The organism is Reticulibacter mediterranei (assembly GCF_016587455.1).
This window is the reverse complement of sequence record NZ_BNJK01000001.1, coordinates 7,521,407-7,539,328: the sequence shown is the minus strand read 5'-3', so window position 1 is coordinate 7,539,328 and position 17,922 is coordinate 7,521,407. Positions and strand designations below refer to the sequence as shown.

General features: G+C 52.8%; 13 protein-coding genes and 2 pseudogenes. 11 read left to right on the top strand and 4 right to left on the bottom strand.

Features of this window, described 5'->3' with window-relative positions:
* Positions 1 to 460 precede the first annotated feature (460 nt).
* The 5 genes and pseudogenes from K3T83_RS32405 to K3T83_RS32385 all read left to right on the top strand — a co-directional run bounded on the left by K3T83_RS32405 (position 461) and on the right by K3T83_RS32385 (position 3,751).
* Positions 461 to 760 (top strand): tetratricopeptide repeat protein, encoded by a 300-nt coding sequence (locus K3T83_RS32405; protein WP_220207057.1) that lies wholly within the window; start codon positions 461 to 463, stop codon positions 758 to 760.
* Positions 735 to 1,538 (top strand): tetratricopeptide repeat protein, encoded by an 804-nt coding sequence (locus tag K3T83_RS32400; RefSeq protein ID WP_220207056.1) that lies wholly within the window; start codon positions 735 to 737, stop codon positions 1,536 to 1,538. Before K3T83_RS32405 ends, K3T83_RS32400 begins: the two co-directional genes overlap by 26 nt.
* 229 nt (positions 1,539 to 1,767) lie before the next feature.
* Positions 1,768 to 2,584 (top strand): annotated as a pseudogene (locus K3T83_RS32395) (alpha/beta fold hydrolase).
* A 183-nt stretch (positions 2,585 to 2,767) separates the two neighbouring features.
* The gene (locus tag K3T83_RS32390; protein ID WP_220207055.1) at positions 2,768 to 3,343 is read left to right on the top strand and encodes a pyridoxamine 5'-phosphate oxidase family protein; all 576 of its coding nucleotides are present in this window, start codon (positions 2,768 to 2,770) and stop codon (positions 3,341 to 3,343) included.
* Positions 3,344 to 3,454: 111 nt separating this feature from the next.
* A complete protein-coding gene (locus K3T83_RS32385; protein ID WP_220207054.1) occupies positions 3,455 to 3,751 on the top strand; it encodes a hypothetical protein in 297 nt (98 codons plus the stop codon).
* Between the two features lie 262 nt (positions 3,752 to 4,013).
* On the opposite strand, the gene K3T83_RS32380 is transcribed toward K3T83_RS32385, so the two are convergent.
* A complete protein-coding gene (locus K3T83_RS32380) occupies positions 4,014 to 5,612 on the bottom strand; it encodes an FAD-dependent oxidoreductase (protein ID WP_220207053.1) in 1,599 nt (532 codons plus the stop codon).
* A 136-nt stretch (positions 5,613 to 5,748) separates the two neighbouring features.
* Between K3T83_RS32380 and K3T83_RS32375 the strand changes: the two genes are divergently transcribed.
* Positions 5,749 to 6,390 carry a TetR/AcrR family transcriptional regulator gene (locus tag K3T83_RS32375; protein ID WP_220207052.1) on the top strand — a complete coding sequence of 214 codons (642 nt, stop codon included), beginning with the start codon at positions 5,749 to 5,751 and terminating at the stop codon, positions 6,388 to 6,390.
* A gap of 300 nt (positions 6,391 to 6,690) precedes the next feature.
* Positions 6,691 to 7,725, top strand: a complete 1,035-nt coding sequence (locus K3T83_RS32370; protein WP_220207051.1) for an LLM class flavin-dependent oxidoreductase — start codon at positions 6,691 to 6,693, stop codon at positions 7,723 to 7,725.
* Between the two features lie 160 nt (positions 7,726 to 7,885).
* On the opposite strand, the gene K3T83_RS32365 is transcribed toward K3T83_RS32370, so the two are convergent.
* The gene (locus tag K3T83_RS32365) at positions 7,886 to 11,317 is read right to left on the bottom strand and encodes an ATP-binding protein (RefSeq protein WP_220207050.1); all 3,432 of its coding nucleotides are present in this window, start codon (positions 11,315 to 11,317) and stop codon (positions 7,886 to 7,888) included.
* Between the two features lie 220 nt (positions 11,318 to 11,537).
* Between K3T83_RS32365 and K3T83_RS32360 the strand changes: the two genes are divergently transcribed.
* Both K3T83_RS32360 and K3T83_RS32355 read left to right on the top strand, forming a co-directional pair.
* Entirely contained in the window at positions 11,538 to 12,359 is an 822-nt protein-coding gene (locus K3T83_RS32360; protein WP_220207049.1) for a maleylpyruvate isomerase N-terminal domain-containing protein, read from the top strand.
* A gap of 29 nt (positions 12,360 to 12,388) precedes the next feature.
* Positions 12,389 to 12,981: pseudogene (locus tag K3T83_RS32355) on the top strand (VOC family protein).
* Between the two features lie 459 nt (positions 12,982 to 13,440).
* Here the strand turns inward: K3T83_RS32355 and K3T83_RS32350 are convergent.
* Complete coding sequence (locus K3T83_RS32350; RefSeq protein ID WP_505912366.1) at positions 13,441 to 14,058, bottom strand: DUF1877 family protein; 618 nt, start codon at positions 14,056 to 14,058, stop codon at positions 13,441 to 13,443.
* Between the two features lie 449 nt (positions 14,059 to 14,507).
* The gene (locus tag K3T83_RS32345; RefSeq protein WP_220207046.1) at positions 14,508 to 15,323 is read right to left on the bottom strand and encodes a GntR family transcriptional regulator; all 816 of its coding nucleotides are present in this window, start codon (positions 15,321 to 15,323) and stop codon (positions 14,508 to 14,510) included.
* 293 nt (positions 15,324 to 15,616) lie between these two features.
* On the opposite strand from K3T83_RS32345, the gene K3T83_RS32340 reads away from it, so the two are divergent.
* Positions 15,617 to 16,879, top strand: a complete 1,263-nt coding sequence (locus K3T83_RS32340; RefSeq protein ID WP_220207045.1) for an ABC transporter substrate-binding protein — start codon at positions 15,617 to 15,619, stop codon at positions 16,877 to 16,879.
* A gap of 106 nt (positions 16,880 to 16,985) precedes the next feature.
* Positions 16,986 to 17,921 carry a carbohydrate ABC transporter permease gene (locus tag K3T83_RS32335; RefSeq protein ID WP_220207044.1) on the top strand — a complete coding sequence of 312 codons (936 nt, stop codon included), beginning with the start codon at positions 16,986 to 16,988 and terminating at the stop codon, positions 17,919 to 17,921.
* The last annotated feature ends 1 nt before the right edge of the window (position 17,922 follow it).

Below are 17,922 nucleotides of genomic sequence, written 5' to 3'. Positions count from 1 at the left end.
TGACGGCCAGGATTATGAATCAGAGGGACCTGTCACTGGCAAGACGCTGCATTTTTCCTGTTGTCTGTACAACACACTTTTTGTCCTTTCTGCTCGTGTGTGCTCGCTCTTTGAGAGAGATGGCAATATGCTTCACTATTCCGACCAGCTTGATCCATCGCACTTGAGGGCGAGAGGTGTGCCAAATACTCATTGATGATACCCACCATCATGAATGAAAAACCAGTTTCTCCATACTAGTCATACTCGAATAGATCTGCTATGATAATGGAAGAGATGCAACCAGGAAACATGGAACATGTGCAGTGACACGCTCCATGCTCCCCACTCAGGTTGTCAACTGCTGTCACAGTTGCATCCCGTATCACAAGTGTAACCCTGATAGAATGGGTATGTCAGTAGAGGTTGGTTAGATTGGTAGTAAGGGTTGCGTTATCTTTTGGGGGCATACAGAGTGGCTATGACCCTGACCTCGCTAGCCAATCTGTACCGGGATCTGGGGAAATATACAGAAGCTGAGGAGATCTATCGGCGAGCGCTCAACCAGGAGCAGTTTCTGGGACCGGAGCATGCTGAGCTGGTTCGTCCTCTTCTGGGCCTGGCGTTGCTCTCGTATAAGCAGGGAAAGCTGGCGCAAGCCGAGAATCTGCATCAGCGTGTTTTGCGCATCCTAGAGCAGCTGCTGGGGACGGAACACTACTTCATGGCCTTTTCGCTGGTAGGATTGGCAAATATTGCACGCGATCAAGGACAATTATGAACAGGCTGAGTCGTTGTATCTGCGAGCTTTGCGCGTGCGTGAGCAACAACTTGGGCCAGAACACCCCGATGTGGTTGCCGCGCTGCAGGGATTAGCGCAGCTCTCTGCCAGGCAGGGCAAGGACGAACAAGCCGAAAGGCTATATCAGCGAGCCTTGCACACCTGTGAACAACAGCTCGGACCGGCGAGCCATCAAATTGCGGAAGTGTTGTATGACTTCGCGCAGTTTCGACAGATGCAAGGCCGTTCGCAGGATGCAGTTTCTCTGTATCAGCGGGCGCTCACGATCCGCGAACACGCCCTTGGACTGGATTCCCACATCACTATCGACACCCGCACACGCCTGCTGGAAACGTTGGCTGTACTGGAACAAACGGAGGAAGCCGCAGTTCAGAATGGAGGACAGGCGTCCAAGTCAAATGATCTCCCACAAGAGGCTCTTCCAGCCGACAGGAAAAGTGCCTCACAGGAGAAACAAGCCACAGAAAGCAGCGCAGAGGAGGATCTTGTTCCCGCGTGTCCTCAGTGTCAGCAGACAGACGAAGTGCTCAAAGGTGGAAAAAATCGCTCAGGCACTCAGCGCTTTCGCTGTCGGGCGTGTCATTTATACTTTACTCCGCAACCGAGTATCAGGCAACCAGATCAGACACGCAAAGCCCAGGCCCTGGCATTGGCACAACAAGGAATGAGTTATCGTCGTATTGCTCGTGACCTCGGGGTACATCATCAAACGGTGAGTGGCTGGATCAGCCCTCACGGCCCACAGGAAGCGGAATGAACGCATGCGTTCTGCTCTCTTGCTATGATTTTTACATACTCTTGCTGATATGCCTCCAAAAGCTACGTAACCTTTACTGCAAACCAAACCAACCTCTACTGACATCCTCTCTCACCAAAGTTACACTTATAGCACAAGATGGAGCTGTGATAGCAGTTTGCTGCCTGAGTAGGGTGAGTTAAGATACTCCGAACGTGTTCATCGAGAACAAATAAAGGAAAAGAATACGATGAGTACCAACATCATTACCACCAGAGACGGAACAACGATTTTTTATAAAGATTGGGGCGCCGGGCCAGTGGTTGTCTTTAGTCATGGCTGGCCGCTGAACGCCGACGCCTGGGATAATCAGATGCTATCTCTGGCCTCCCATGGCTACCGTGTCATTGCCCACGATCGCCGCGCCCATGGGCGCTCCAGCCAACCCTGGGACGGCCACAACCTGGATACCTATGCCGATGATCTGGCTACCCTCATTGAGACGCTCGATCTCAAAGACGCCACACTGGTCGGCCATTCCACCGGTGGCGGCGAAGTAGCGCGCTACATTGGTCGCCATGGCACCTCGCGCGTTGCCAAGACGGTCCTGGTCGGGGCGGTTACCCCGCTGATGCTCAAGACAGACACCAACCCGAACGGCACACCAATCGAGGACTTCGACGGTATCCGCGCCAGGATCGCGGGAGACCGCTCTCAATTTCAGCAGCCCCTTCTTCGGGGCGAACAGACCGAACTCCAAGGTCTCGCAAGGCTTGCGAGACGCGTTCTGGCTCTGGGCGATGCAGGTTGGACTTAAGGGCGCCTATGACTGCATCAAAGCTTTTTCCGAGACCGACCTGACGGAAGATCTCAAGCAATTTGATGTGCCAACCCTGATCATCCATGGCGACGATGATCAGATCGTGCCGATTGCCGCCTCGGCGCTTTTGGCCGCCAAGCTCGTCAAGAACGCGACCTTGAAGATCTATCCGGGGGCCGACCACGCCCTGACCTTCACTCACAAGGACCAGTTCAACGAGGACCTGCTGGCCTTCTTGCGCAAATAAAGCAGATTTTGCAGCAACATACCGTATAATGGGGCAGACAGTCCTCACCGGTTTTCATCATCTGATCGAGCAGATCTTGCTTTCACTGCATATACCAGAGGAAAATGCGGTCCATGCTACTTTGACAAAAAGAAGGATGGAACGCGGGAACAACGTCATCACTCATGCACCAGGGAGAACTCTATGCCGAGAGACTATGCTGCTCTGCCACGCACTCAGATCCGTCGCAGCGACCGGGAGGTCGCCGATGAAAGTTGGATCAAAGAACTCTTACAGCGTGCCCCTGTCGGGATACTGGCAACTGTCTCGAACCATCAACCGTTCCTCAATAGCAACCTGTTCGTCTACGATGAGGCCAACCATGCCATCTACACACATACGGCACGGGTAGGCCGAACACGGGCGAATCTGGAACGTGAGGAACGGGTCTGTTTCAGCGTGTATGAGATGGGCCGCTTGCTACCAGCAGAGACGGCCTTTGCTTTTAGCGTTGAATATGCCAGCGTCATTGTCTTTGGCACCGCTACGTGTCTCAGCGACGAGCAACAAACTATTGCAGCTTTGCACCTGCTTGTCCACAAATACGCGCCCCACTTGCAGCTAGGGCAAGATTATCGTGGGGTCGTCCCAGAGGAGTTGTCCCGGACCAGTGTCTATCGCATCTCTATTGAGGAATGGAGCGGTAAGAAAAAAGAAGCTCCGGCGGATTTCCCTGGTGCTTACACCTACGGCTATCCAGGTCCATCGAGCCAACGATGAGGGATGCCCTGGAAATGTTCTCGTCCTGGAGCAACGCTTGTCCTGATCCAGGACGATCAGCTCTGGCCGAGCTATGTCGGCACGTATCTGCATACAGAGGGGTGAGTAGCGGTGATCAGTGTAGAGTATGATCATCTCTACCTCAAGCTCAATGATGGCCCACAGCTCCCACTTGTGGCTCTCAGAGATGACCTCTATGTAGTGCAATCTCCTCTCTCCAAGAGCCGACTCTCCGTTGGCTTTCTGCCTCCAGAGCAGGGGAGAGTACACTATCTTGTTCTTGGTGGACGCGCCTTCACCCGTATCGAAGTGGAAACAGCATCTCTCGATCCGTCGAAGTGGACCTGTTATGCTGGGAGTTACAGGCGGCCTGGTTCACAAACATACCGCGTTGAGGTGAGGGGATGAATCTCTCCATAGCTTCTGACGAAGAGCGAAGAGACTGCATTCCCATTGACAACACTCATTTTGCCTGTGAGTGGGGCATGTTTCAATTTGTGGTGGAAGAGGATGGCTCCGTGCAGAAGCTCATCCAAATCGGGTATTGGGTATTCACGCGGTAAGAAAGAAGAACTTGTGTCTAAAATACAATACCATTTCTGCTTGTTACCTTTCTCCTCTGATTTTATGGACGGTGGCATGATATGCATAAGCCATGCCTCTACGCGAGCTACACTCTCACACACAAATGCAAAGCCGAAAGCATCCCCATAAGCTGCCGACCCCTATCCTCGTCGGGAACGCTCACACGAGCCGCCACGAAACCGTCAGGCCGGACCAGGAGCATCCCATGCTCGGGCAAGCCGGTCGCCTGTTGCCAGCTCTCCTCGCTTGCTACGAGCTCTCCTTCAGGGCCTATACTATAGGCAGCCAGTTCAATGCCAGAGTGGGCAGCGCATTCCTTCGCCGCCTTGTGCCAGCCTTCTCTATCTAGGCCTGTCAGCAGAACGAAATGATGACCAGTAATATCAAGAGTTGAGATGCGTCGGCCCTGATACTCCACCCACACGTGAGGCACACGTGAGCCGGGCTGCCCTCTCAGCTCTGTGTAGTCCGGTGTGCTTCCTTCTTCACCTGAGAGCACTGCTGACGAGGCATAGAAACCGAAGCGGGCCTGTAGCTCGTTGTCCGTTGTTTTTTCTCGGTCGGTGATCTCTTCCTGCTCGGCGGCAAAGCCAGCTACGTGACGCCTTTCCGTCTCGTAGGTCGAGAGCAAGGTGGAATCAGCGTAACCCTGGAGAACGGCGGCCAGCTTCCAGGCAAGATTCTGTCCATCCTGGATGCCTAGATTCGCACCCACACCGCCAGTGGGCAGGATAATATGTGCCGCGTCGCCAGCCAGGAAAACTCGCCCAACCTGGTAGCGCTCAGCCAGCCTCTCCTGCGGCTCCCAGGGGAGAATACCCATGATTTCTACCGCGAGGTCAGGTATCCCGATAGCCTTGCGAACCAGCTCCTGGCAGCGTTCGACAGATGAGGCCTTCAACTCTCCATTTTCGAGATACCCGGGCATCTGAAAAAGCCAGCGATCACTATTATTGATTGCCATGAGCAGGCCCGGAGCTTCAGGAGCCTCTATCGTACAGAGTATAAACTCGTAGCTTCGTACCAGTTCGCTCAGGTCCGCACGAAAATCGATTGCGAGAGTTTGCATCCTTGACAACGTAAAGCTCTTCGCGGGGATGGCAAGAGTGCGCAGTGCAAGGCTATTAGCCCCATCCGCGGCAACCAGGTAGTCGGCACGAATACGCTGCTGCATTCCCGTCTTGCGATCCACAACGAGAGCCGTCACGCCCGTCTCATCTTGCTCAAAAGACAGTAATTCGGTCTGAAGGCGCAGATCTCCACCTCGTTCCCGCACCGCCTCAAACAACACGGGCTCCAGAGCGGCCTGATTACACAGACAGCCTGTGGTTGGACTGATAGCCTGCTCTGCTTCTTTCATCTGGTCGAACGTCTCAATATCTTTCCCATCCAGGTTCAGACGTTTGACCTGGGCCATGTCGGCAGAGGCAAGAGTCTCGACAAAGATCTCACCTCTGCTCCTGCTGAGCGGCTCGGCGGCCTTCCTGACGCTCTCTTCAAGCCCCAGCGTACGCAATACCTCCATCGTCCGCGCTCCCAGGCCAACCGGACGGGGATGAATCGCTGTACCTGGATGTCGCTCAATGAGTATATACGGAACCTGCTGCTGCGCCAGAAAGAGCGCGGTCGAGAGGCCAGTTGGTCCGGCACCAACAATCAAAACCGGAACAGAGACATCTGCCATTATTGTTTTTCCTTTCTGCACTCCGTTTATAATTGCAGTAACTTAAAAATTTAAGTTACTGCAATTATAAACGGAGTGCAGAAAGGAAGTCAACCCCAATCTTGCAGTCCATTGCAAAAAGAGCTACAATGCGCCTATGACACAGACACCAGGACGACGTGAACGAAAAAAGCAGCAAACGCGAGAGAAGATTGCCAGAGTAGCGATGGAGCTCTTTATTGAGCGTGGCTTTGAGCAGGTGACAGTGACGGAAGTGGCTGAGGCGGCTGATGTGTCGGTAAATACCGTCTATAATTATTTTCCGACTAAAGAGGACCTCTTTTTTGGACTCAATCAACCTATGGAGACTTCCCTGGCCGGAATCGTTCGTCAGCGCGAGAAAGGAGAACCATTGCTCACCTTTTTGCGTCATTTGCTGCTCGGCAGTCTCGAACATATGAAAGCGATGCCGCCTCCAGAGCAGGATCCTACGCGGCAGCAGGTCTTCCGGGTGATTCGGGAAAGCCCTACCCTGCAAGCTCGGGGCCGACAAATGACTGAGTCTATTGAAGAGGATCTAGCCCATGCTTTTGCGGAAGATATGGGTACGCAATTAGATGATATCGTACCCCTCCTCGTTGCGCAAATGATCCTGACCCTGTACGCGAGGATCTTTGCGGAATACCAGAAGCGACGATTGAAAGGCGAATCTTCCGAGGAGATCCATGCCGGTCTCTCAGCTATGGTTATGGCTGGTCTCGCTCTATTGGAGCATGGAATCGATGCTTCCAGGGGATAAATCATTGCCAGCCCACGCCTTTGCAGCAACTCTCCCGCAGCGAGGCAGAGGTAATTTCCTGCTTTCTGTGCTATATTACTGGAAGCAAACGAGCTTGACGGACTCGCTCATCTGCGACCAGTGGGGCAGACACTGGTCGCGACGATGCGGCAAGAACGCCGAAAAGCCTATCAAGAAGGTATCACACATCTCTTGCTAGAAGATATTGAAGCTGTTTTGTGAGAAAGAGCTGATACGCGATAAAAACGACCCGAGCCCCTCATCACTGATTCACTACAGAAAGTTGAGCATCGATCAGATATGAAACGCATAGGATTTCTCACCTTCGGCCACTACCAGTCCGGGCGCGGCTCGGCGGTCCCCACTGCTCGCGATGCCATTCTCCAGACCATTGAGCTCGCTGTAGCAGCTGAGGAGATCGGCCTGGACGGAGCTTACCTGCGTGTCCACCACTTCGCCCGCCAGCAGACCTCGCCATTCCCCGTCCTCGCCGCGATCGCCGCACGCACGCAACGTATCGAAATGGGTACTGCCGTCATCGACATGCGCTACGAGAATCCTCTCTACATGGCCGAGGAAGCTGCGCAGACCGACCTCATCGCTGGTGGACGGCTACAACTCGGCATCAGTCGCGGCTCACCTGAACACGCCCTCAACGGGCCTGAGCTGTTCGGCCACGTCCCCGCCGCTGGCGAGACGCCGGCCGATATGGCCCGCCGTCACACAGAGCGCTTTCGCCGGGCCATTGCCGGCACCGGCATCGCCAAGTCGGATCCACGAATGACCGGCGGGCGGTCGCTGTCGTTGCCAATCCAGCCACAGTCTCCTGGACTGAGCGAGCGCATCTGGTGGGGTTCGGGCACCCGCGCGACCGCCCGTTGGGCGGGAGAACAGGGTATGAACCTGATGAGCTCGACTCTGCTCACCGAGGACACTGGTGTCCCTTTCGACGAGCTCCAGGCCGAGCAGATCGCCATTTTCCGCCAGGCGTGGAAAGACGCGGGCTGGCAGCACGAACCCCGCGTCTCCGTCAGCCGTAGCGTGCTCCCCATCGTCAACGATCTCGACGAGGCGCTGTTCGGGAATGAGCGCCTCTCCACGGACCAGGTCGGCATCTTACCAGATATCGGCAACCCGCAGTCGCGGTTTGGCAAGACTTATGCTGGCGAACCGGACGTCATAGCGGAGCAGTTGGCCAGGGACGTCGCTGTCTGCGAGGCCGACACCTTGCTGCTCACGGTCCCAAACACCCTGGGTGTGAACTACAACATTCACCTGCTTACCACAATCGTCGAGCACATCGCGCCTGCGATCGGCTGGCAACGCCCCCTCTGACCTCCTGTACTGACTACATGGTCCATCCGTTCCAAAAAACAGGCGATTTGAGAGCTGTTTTTGGAACGGATGGACCATGTAGTCAGTACAGGAAGGTGCATTACCTCAGCAAAATCCCGGTCAGGGGGCGTATCTGCCCCAAGAGTGAACCGAGACACGTCTACGCATGCAGCAGTGCCGTGATTGCTTTTAGTTCCGCTCGCGCTCCATGAGCGGCGAAAACGTTGCAAGCCTCGTGAAGCAACGCCTGGGCGGTCGGGGCATCGAGTAGTATTGTCTCTCCCCAGGCTGCTTGCGTGCGGGCTATTTCGAGGTCAAAACCAGAACTGGAAGCCTGCTCCAATGTTTCGGCAAAGAGCACATTGGCAGCCTGACTATCCCCTTGCAGTGCCAGGAGGTGTGCAGAGAGGCGCTGGCTTTGGAGTAATTGGAGCAAACGACCATGCCTCTGTGCCGTATGCAACGCTGCATCCAGATAAGATTGCGCTTCATCGATAGATCCACACACCAGCAGCGTCTCAGTCAACCAGAGTTGAATGCGCGTTCGTAAATGCCAATACCCTTGATCGATCAGCAAAGCAAGCGCTGCTTCCAACTGAGTCCTGGCCTTGACGAGATCATTTTGACCGCGTGCGACCAGTGCCAAACCTGCCTGATAGCCTGCTTGCCGCTCGATATTGCCTAGCTCTTCAGCCAGCATCAGCCCTTGTTGAAAGGCATCCGTTGCTTCTGTCCAATTGCCGAGATAAAGATGAATTTCACCTTGCGTGCTGAAGGAATGTAAAAACACGCCAAGCAGATCATGAGCTTCAGCTATTGTGTTAGCTTGCTCCACTGAGCACTGAGCGGTTTCAGACTGACCCAGAAGGAGGCTATGATAGGCAAAATTATTGTGGGCCAGGGCAAGGAAGTAATAGCTATGAGCGGAGGCTGCGGCCCCTGCAGATTCCTGGTAACATTCCAGAGCGCGGTGCAGTTCGCCACGTTGTGCCGCAACATTCCCCAGCTCAAAAAGCGTTGCGCATAGATCACTCTGGTAGGCATCTCGGCGACTCCCGTGGCGTGGCTCCTGCTGGTGAAACGCTTCAGCTCGTTTGTTCCCTGGTGCTGAGCAGATGGTTCCCAAAGATAGCACTGTTTTACCAATTTCCTGATGTTCATACATTGCTAGCGCTTGTTGCAGATGACTCTCAGCAACAAGCAAGTCACTCCCCTCCATTGCCAGTGCCGCACCAAGCATGCGGTGTCCCCGTGCTACAAGTGCGACCGGCAATACTTTTACTGCTTGCTCACAAAGCACAAGACCTGCCCTGGCAACTGTTATCGCTTCAGAGTAATCATTGGTGACAAGCCCCAGTTCGGCAAGTTCAAAGTACGCTGTGATCTGGGCCACAAGGTCGCCGATGCGCTGGGCCAGTTCGAGATTCTGACGATGCCAGTGAGCAGCTTCATCAAGCTGACCTAGTACTTGATGAAACGTACCCAATGCATGCGTGAGATGAAGTATCTCGTTAGGGAGGGCCGTTGCTAGAACAAGGTCATAGAGATGATGCAGAAAGGCAACTGTCTCAGTGTTGGCATCTTCCAGCGATAATTCATCGAGGAAGCGCAAACCATAACGCCGCGCACGTTCTGCATCTTCACCGGCAACCGCGTGACGAGCCATCTGACGTAGCGGAATATTCGCACGCCAGATTGGACAGCCTTCAATAATTTGCACAAGTTGACAATGCAGAATTCGGTGGCGGACATCGCTCAGTTGATATACAAGCGTCTCGCGCAGAAGACGATAAGCAAGCGTAAAGCGATCACTTTCACTCTCAATCACCAGTCCTCTGTGAACCAGATCATCCAATTCCGGCAACAATTGATCGCCTTGGACATTCGGAAATTCGTAGAGCAAGGCGAAAGGAAGGGCAAGCTCGGCAACAGCCAGCACTTCGAGCAACGTGCGAGCATGTGATGAAAGAAGAGCGAGACGCCAGGAAAGCAAATCATGTGTTGTGTCAGGTAAAGGGCGGGCAGCACGCCAACGAAGCCAGCGCCCCATATCCAGGCTCCAGTGTTCTCCTACCAGTGTAAGGATACCATCGGTGCGCAATTGTGTGAGTATTTCCAGCAAAATAAAGGGGCTGCCACCCGAGCGAGCATGGAGCCACTGAGCAAGTAGAGCTGCCGAAGAGACTCCGACAGCAGAGGCATGCAACAGATCAACAACAGCTTCTAATGAGAGTGGTGACAAAGATGCCACATGAACATCACCACGTCTACGTCCCAGCATAACGAGACGATCTAACGCTGGAATGGCAGATGCATCATGTACACAACCAAGCAGCATGATAGGAAGGTGACGGATGCGCGTAGCGAGAAAGCCGAAAAGGCGGAGTGTAGAACTATTAGCCCACTGTAGATCATCTAGCGCAAGCAGGAGCGGTACATTGCACGAAAGCATATGCAGCGCTTGTAAAACCCGCCACTGGAAATGTCCCTGTGCATCTGCATCCTTTTCATGAGATTCTGCTAGCAAATCACTGAGATCGCCGAGAGATGTACATTGAAATGCTTCTATAAATGGGCCATACGAGAGAAGATCATCGAATGGTGAACAGGTGCCTTGCAAAATGACCCAGGAAGGTGATGCATGAGTCAGCATCTCAATATATTCACTCACCAGACGGCTTTTGCCTGAGCCATCTTCGCCCTGAATAAGAAGGGTCACGCCTTTATCAGCAAGTGGTTTCTGACTCATATCCAGCAATTGCTTGACAAGACCCTCTCGACCAACGAAAGGCGAGGTCTGCGAACCTGTCGGTACACGTGGTGGAGCAGAGCCACTGATGCTTGCGTTACGCTGAATCATAAGGATTTCATTGAGGAGCGTTTGCATTTCAGCAGAGGGAACCAGGCCCAGTTCCCTGCTTAGTTCGGTTTCAAACTGGCGGTACTGAAGCAAGGCCATGCCGATTGCCCTGGTGCGGATATACAGATTGATCAGCCTCCGTTGCTCATCCTCTGAAAACCGATCTACCTGAACGATACGCTGCACATACCCAATCGCTTCATCCCATGCTTTACGCGCCTCGGCCCACGATGCTAAACGACGGAGGGCCATCAGGTATGATTGATCGAGCAAGATAGCTTCATCTCGCCTCCACTCCTCAAAGCACGGAGCCTCTGCCAGAGTAAAGCCCTGAAGCAACGGCCCTTTATAGAGTGTGATGGCTCTGCTCAAGGCGCTCTCGCTGCCCTCAGTGAGCAGCTGACGGAAAAGCACAACATCACACATCTGGGGAGGAGGTTTGAGCGATATGACATCTCCTTCTCCAGTCAGTACATCCCCAATACCTCGAGTATTAAAAGCCTGGCGAAGATGATAGATGCTGGAACGGAGGGAGTGGCGCGCGTTGCTATCCGTGGTTTCGCTCCACAACAGAGAGGCAAGGTGATCGCGGTTATGGGGTCGCCCGGTCGCCGCTAAATAGAAAAGCAGCGCTCTTGGCTTAAAATGATGAACGATGAAGGGGCTACCTGCGATCTGCATCTCAGGCGGACCCAAAAGGTGAATCATCAACTGAAGCGAAGCGTCTTGCATAAGGCTTCCCCATCAAAACCAGGCGTTCAGTATATCGAACCTATCGTTCACAGTTTTAAATGTACTGAAGAAAGACTGCATTGTCAAGTTCCACAAAGCAACCAGAGATATCCACTTCGGTCGATACACGATTGACGCGTGCGGTGACGTTTCAATGACGCACAATACATATACTGTGATCAAGTTACGGAAATAGATAACCCAAGAATGGAGGACGACAATGTCAGTCAACCCGATGGATTACAGTGGCAAAGAGACCGTACTGGATGTTGTGCGTGCCGAACGCGTCCAATTCTTCACTGTCATCGATGACCCGCAAAACTGGAATGTCCAAACGCGTTGCACCGAATGGGAGGTACGCGATATCGTCGGTCATATGATCGATGTGACCGAGGGCTACCTGTCCCGCTGGGACATGGCAGGTAGAGGAGAGCCGGCCAGTGCGCTTGGTCTGCAGATTATGAGCGAAAAACTCAATGAAAATGCTCAAGCCTTCCGCACCCTATCTCGTGACGATGCCATTGCACGTCTCAAAGCCGACTCGGATAAGATGCTGGCGATTTTTGACGCGCTCACCCCTCAAGAGTGGAGCAGCTTTCTGGTCACCCACCCATATATGGGTCCACTCCCAACCTTCTTCTATCCTGCCTTTCATATCATGGATTATGGAGTCCACACCTGGGATATGCTCTGGGGTCTTGACAAAAAAAATGCCAGGCTCGCAGAACGTACTGCAGGCGTACTTGTTCCCTACATGTTCATCCTCATGCAGTATACCGTTGACGAAGAATCAGCGAAAGGTGTAGAAGCCACACTAGGTATCAGTATCGATGGCGAATGGGGTGGTCAGTGGCGCGTCACAATCAAAGATAGCGCGTTCTCCTACGAATCAGCCGACACGCTTGAAGGGACACAGGCTATTTTCCATTTTACCAATCCATCCGATTTCGTACTCACAGTGTTTCAGCGTTTCCCTGGAGGGGAAGCAACAGGAGATCCCCAGGTGATTGATCAGGTTCGACACCTGTTCTTCAGGATATAAATCGCTTCTCTGTTTTGGGAGAGACAATCATGTCCAATATATCTCCAGCGAAGATTCAGGCCCAGGGTATCCATCACATCACGTTCGTCGGCTCGCATCGCCAGGCAACCATCGACTTCTACCAGGAAGTACTTGGCATGCCGCTAATCATGGAACAACCCAATCTGGATGTGCCAGGAGAGACACATCTCTACTTCGATAGCGGTGATGGACGCCTGATCACCTTCTTCGTCCGACCAGATCGCACGAATGATTCGACACCTAATCCAGAGGGCATTGGCAATCTGCACCATCTCGCCTTCAGCGTCTCTCAGGCAACCTATACTCAGGTAGCGCAACGGCTGAATGCACGCGGCATCTGGAATACGGGAGAGATTGATCGGGGCTTCATGAACTCGATTTACTTTCGCGATCCGAATGGTCAGTTGCTCGAAATGGCAACCTATAAGTTTTTGCCACCGGAGGGTATACAACAACCGATGTTCTCACCAGAGCACATCAATTACGTGTCGCAACTGGAGCTTATGCCATCCAGGATGTTCACCTTGCTGATGCGATAGCTGAATTAAGTGAGCAGCGGAGGACTTCAATCGCCGAAGTAAAAGCAGCAGCGGATGCATAGTGAAAACACAACCTGAACCAGGAGTTGAGGCACCAGCGACGGGAATCATCTGGCTGCTGGTGCCTCGACCCCTCAGCGCCCGCGCATTGCCTCAACAAAATCTTCCACTGTCGGTCCTGTCCGCGCTCCTCCTAACATTTTGGGAATAAACAAGGAAATAGCTTTTAGCTTATCTGGTAATTTTACCAGATATTTCCTGTGCCCAGAGTTTGAGGGAGCACCACAGAATCATGCGAGAGGAGAAAGTGAGCACGCCACGTCCCAGCCGCCATGAAATACCAGGCGTGATCGGTTGGCTTCTTGCGCAATCAAAAAAGCTCAAGATGATGTGACTCTTGAAGCGTCAAGAGGTCAATTTCGATATCCTAGAGCACTCTATTCATAAGAGTTGATCTATGACAAACTATGTACTCGATCTTTATGAACACTGGAACACTACTCTAGTGAAGAGCCCTGCCACTAATACGTGTTCACAAGAATTCCTTCTTGATATGCAGCTACCTCGATATAGAAGGCCTTTAAGCCCTCGAAAGCTTGGCAGAGAAACTCCCATTCCTGTTCAGCCCAGTCTGCAAAGAACTTGTAGACGCCTTGCTCTTCCATATGTACAGGGTCAAAGACCTTGCGCAAATCATCTATCGTTCTGCTTTCGAGATAGCTTGCCATCTCCTGAACCTCTTTGGCAGACGAATAGCGCAGAGGAAATCCCTGGCCACTGCGTATGTGCGAAGGAAGAGCCGAAGCTCCATTGATGATCTCGCTCCCTATGTCATTCGCGCTGCCCATACCAACACGCGCATTTCGGCGATCTCCGGAGAGCAGATAGAGAAGGCTATCCTGCCTACGCTGAACATCGTAATACCTCTTTTCAATACCTGGATGCTTCCATTGCAAATCTTGAACCATCTTTTGGAACATCTCCAATGTAGGAGAATTTCTCGGAGACCTTCTTTCTTGACGAGAACTAAGATTGAAGCTCGTAAGTGTTAAGTACTCGCCCAGTTCATGGTCTACTTTGGCTTGCTCCAATAATTGGCAGGGCTCGGGTAGGGCCTGGTACTCTCGATCTAAACCCATATCAAACTTCCTTTCTTAGGAGTGGCGCAGCGGACTGCTTCGTGCCGATTGCCTGCGGACCCGCAGCGTTCTCGGGCTTCTCTCATCAGAGTGCGGTGATTGACAATCCATCTCTCAAACACATGCTTGACGTGGGCTTGCAAAAAGTCTTGGGATAGTCTCTACGCTCTATAAAAACGAAAAACGAGACATTTACGTAGAACGTTTCCCGGCCCAACAGACCTCTGCCGGGGTGCGATAGTCCAGTGCCTGATGCAGCCGCTCTGCGTTGTAAAACCGAAGATAGCTGTCTACAGCGGGCTGAAGAGGAACAACGTTGCAGGCAGGACTCCATGCTCCAAACCATCTCTGGCGAGCAGTGTCGCAGAGACTGAGCGGGAAAGATGTCCAGAGAAGAGTGCGTTGGAGCGGGGCGACCTTCCATTGATACTGCCTTACTTTCCACCGAACTATTCGGCCTGTTTGTCGGTCAGATGGCTGGACGTGGGCTGGAGCTGCCCATCTTCGGAGGGCACAAAACTGATGTGCACACGCGTCCGGTCTCCACGATGGAGTGTGTTGGAGTATTCGAGCGGCTTGCCATTGGGCAAATAGACGACGCTTTCCAGGCGCAATAGCGGACTATGGAGCGGGATGTCGAGGAGGCGTGCCTCTCGCTCGCGCGCCGATACCGCCTCAAGATTTCTCTCAGCGCGCGCAACCGTGAGGCCATAGCGCGTCTGGAGCCAGCGATAGAGAGAGACCGATGAGAGTTCATCGTTTACCAGGTCAGGACAGAGTGCTTCTGGAATATAGGTTGTTGAAACCAGAATCTTCTCATCTTGCACAGAACGCAGGCGGATCAGGATATGTACCAGGGAACCAACAGGGATCTCCAGATGGGTCGCAGCAACTTCAGGTGCGGGAAGCACTTCTTGTAAGAGGATCTGCGTGGTGAGCTGCTGACCTTGAAGCTCCATGTCCTCATAAAAACCGAAGGCGCGCTGGACGAAGCGCTCGTCAAGCTTGGGTCGCGCTATAAATGTTCCCTTGCCTTGAATCGTATATAATTTTCCCTCATGCACTAGATCACTGATCGCACGCCTCACAGTTATTCGGCTAACACCGAATTCTTTGCACAATTCCGGCTCTGTGGGGATCGCCGTCCCAGCAGGCCACCGGCCAGCATTGATCCGCTCAAGCAGGGTCTCTCTCAGTTGAAAATATTTCGGTACCGGGGAAGACTGTGAACCACCGCCTCTGGCCCGTGAAATCATGGATTCCATCGTTCGCGCCCTTCTTCAAAATCATCATAACCATTTCGATATGTTATCATAACGATATGATAATCCGGCATGGCTTTTCCGTCAAGGTTCAAGATTGTCTACTCCCCATTCTTCTCACAGCGCTCGTAGGGCTGATTCTTTGGATAGCGCTGGTCAAAGCTTGACTTATCCAAGTTTATCAGCTACCATATCATTATAACGACATAGCAATATCATCATAACGACATGTATTTTATGGCAGTGACGCTATATAACCAATCCCATGCTAATTTGGGAATGGAAGGAGAACAGCGATGCAAAGGCGCGAATTTCTTCAAAGTGCATTGGGCGGGCTAGGCGGACTCGTTGTACTCGCTAGCTGCGGCGGGACAAATTCAGCTTCGCAATCGGGACCGGTAAAGCTCTCGCTGGCGAATGATAAGCCCAGTTCGGCCGCGCAGATCAATGATCTTGGGAAGTTCATGTTCGACAAGTACAAATACGGTATTCAATCGCAGCCCTATCAGGATACCTCTATTTATCAAGGCGTGATCCGTTCCGCAGCCAACACCCCTAAAGCGCCTCCCCTCTTCACCTGGTGGTCGGGCTTTCAGCTTCAAGACCTCGTCCGGGCTGGTTCTGTTGCCGATCTGACACCGCAGGTCCAGAAATGGATCAAGGATGTTGGTTTGGGCGAAGATATTCAAAAGGCGTTCCAGGTGAACGGGAAGTATTATGCGGTGCCGTTCAATGTTGCGTACTGGGTCATCTTCTACAACAAAAAGGTGTTCAGTCAATATGGGCTACAGGCTCCGACCGCCTGGCAGGACTTCATCACGATCTGCGACACGCTCAAAGGCCACGGCGTCACCCCCATTGGTGAATGGGCCGCACCCTCGTGGACGGGCTTCATCTGGTTCGAGAACATCCTCATCAATACTGATCCCGATCTCTATGAGAATCTGATGCTGGGCAAGGCAAAGTATACTGATCCCGGCGTTGTCAAAGCTATGCAGTTGTTGAAGGATATGCACACGAAGGGCTATTTGAAGACACTAAACGCGAATGATCCGCCGACGGATTTTGTGCAGGGCAAGCAAGCAATGCAACTGGTAGGTCAATGGTGGGAGCCAACGGTCATCCAGGCTGGAATGAAGCCAGGCACCGATTTTGACGCCTTCATCATGCCAGCCATTACATCTGGACTGCAACCACAGCTTATTTTTGAGGCTGGCCCTATCGTCGTTTCAGAGCATTCTGCCAGCAAGCAGCAGGCGCTTCAGGTGCTTGAGACCTATATGCGCAATGATGTTCAGAAAAAATGGGTAGAACTCACCAATTTTGTGAGCGGCGAATCCTCGGTCCCGCCGGGCAACGATGTCAACACGCACGTTGCCACACTGATCAAAGACCAGAAGCCAACCCTGCACAATCGCTATTGGGAAGCAACCCCGCCGCAAATTGCGGTGTCGGCATCGGAAGCGCTTATTCAAGCGCTGCTGCATCCCGAAACTTATATGCAAGTGCTGCAAAACTGCCAATCTATCGCGGACCAGTATTGGTCCAGCCAGAAATAGCATATTTTTATGAGTCATCCGAACCTCTATGTTGTCCGTTCGCTCGTTTGAGTTGAAAGCTTGTTCAAAAATTCGAGATGACTCATAGCGGAAAGCAGAGAAGGTTATGGCACAATCGACGAAAATGGAGGCGACTACGCCTGCGCGTCCCGTCGTACACCGACCGGGTCGGTCTCGTTGGCAGATCTGGCGGCAGCGCATTCTGCCCTTTATCTTTGTGTTGCCAGCCGTCATCCTTGTAGTGGGAATGTTCTGGTATTCGGTGATTTTCACTGTTATCATGAGCTTTACCAACTGGGGAGGATTGACAGAGCCGCAATTTGTCGGTGTGGCGAACTATATCCATATGACACAGGATCCGGCCTTCAAGGTCAGTCTGCTCAATACGCTCATCTGGGTTATCGGCATGGTGATTTTGCCCGTGGGGCTGGCATTGGCTGCCGCTATTCTTCTGCAAGATCTGCGCGGGCAAATCATTTTCAAGAATATCTTCTATCTCCCCTATGCTGTTGGGCTGACCTCTATTGGCGTGATGTGGACCTTTCTGCTCTCGAATAATGGCTTTTCGGCGCTGTTCGCGGCTCTGGGCTTGAACGGCCTGGCGAGCATTCGCTGGCTGACCACGCCACCACTCAATACTTACGCTATGATCGTTGCTGCAACCTGGCAGGGGATGGGTACCAATATGCTCCTGTTCCTGGTTGGCCTGAACGGCCTGGACCGTTCGGCCATCGAAGCCGCGCGTCTCGATGGTGCCGGGGGCTTCCGCCTCTTTCGCTATATCACTTTCCCCTTGTTGCGCCCGGTCACGACGGTAATTATTGCGATGACGCTGGTGAATAGTTTGCAGGCATTTAACCTGATCTGGGTGATGACACAGGGAGGACCGTATGGCTCGTCCTCGACGCTGGCGGTCTGGATGTATAACCAGTCGTTCTTGTTGTATCGCATGGGCTATGGCTCGGCGATTGCAGTTGTGCTGACGATCATTGTGCTGGGTGCGTCGGTCTTCTATCTGCGTCAGAGTGTAGGAAGTGAGTAGC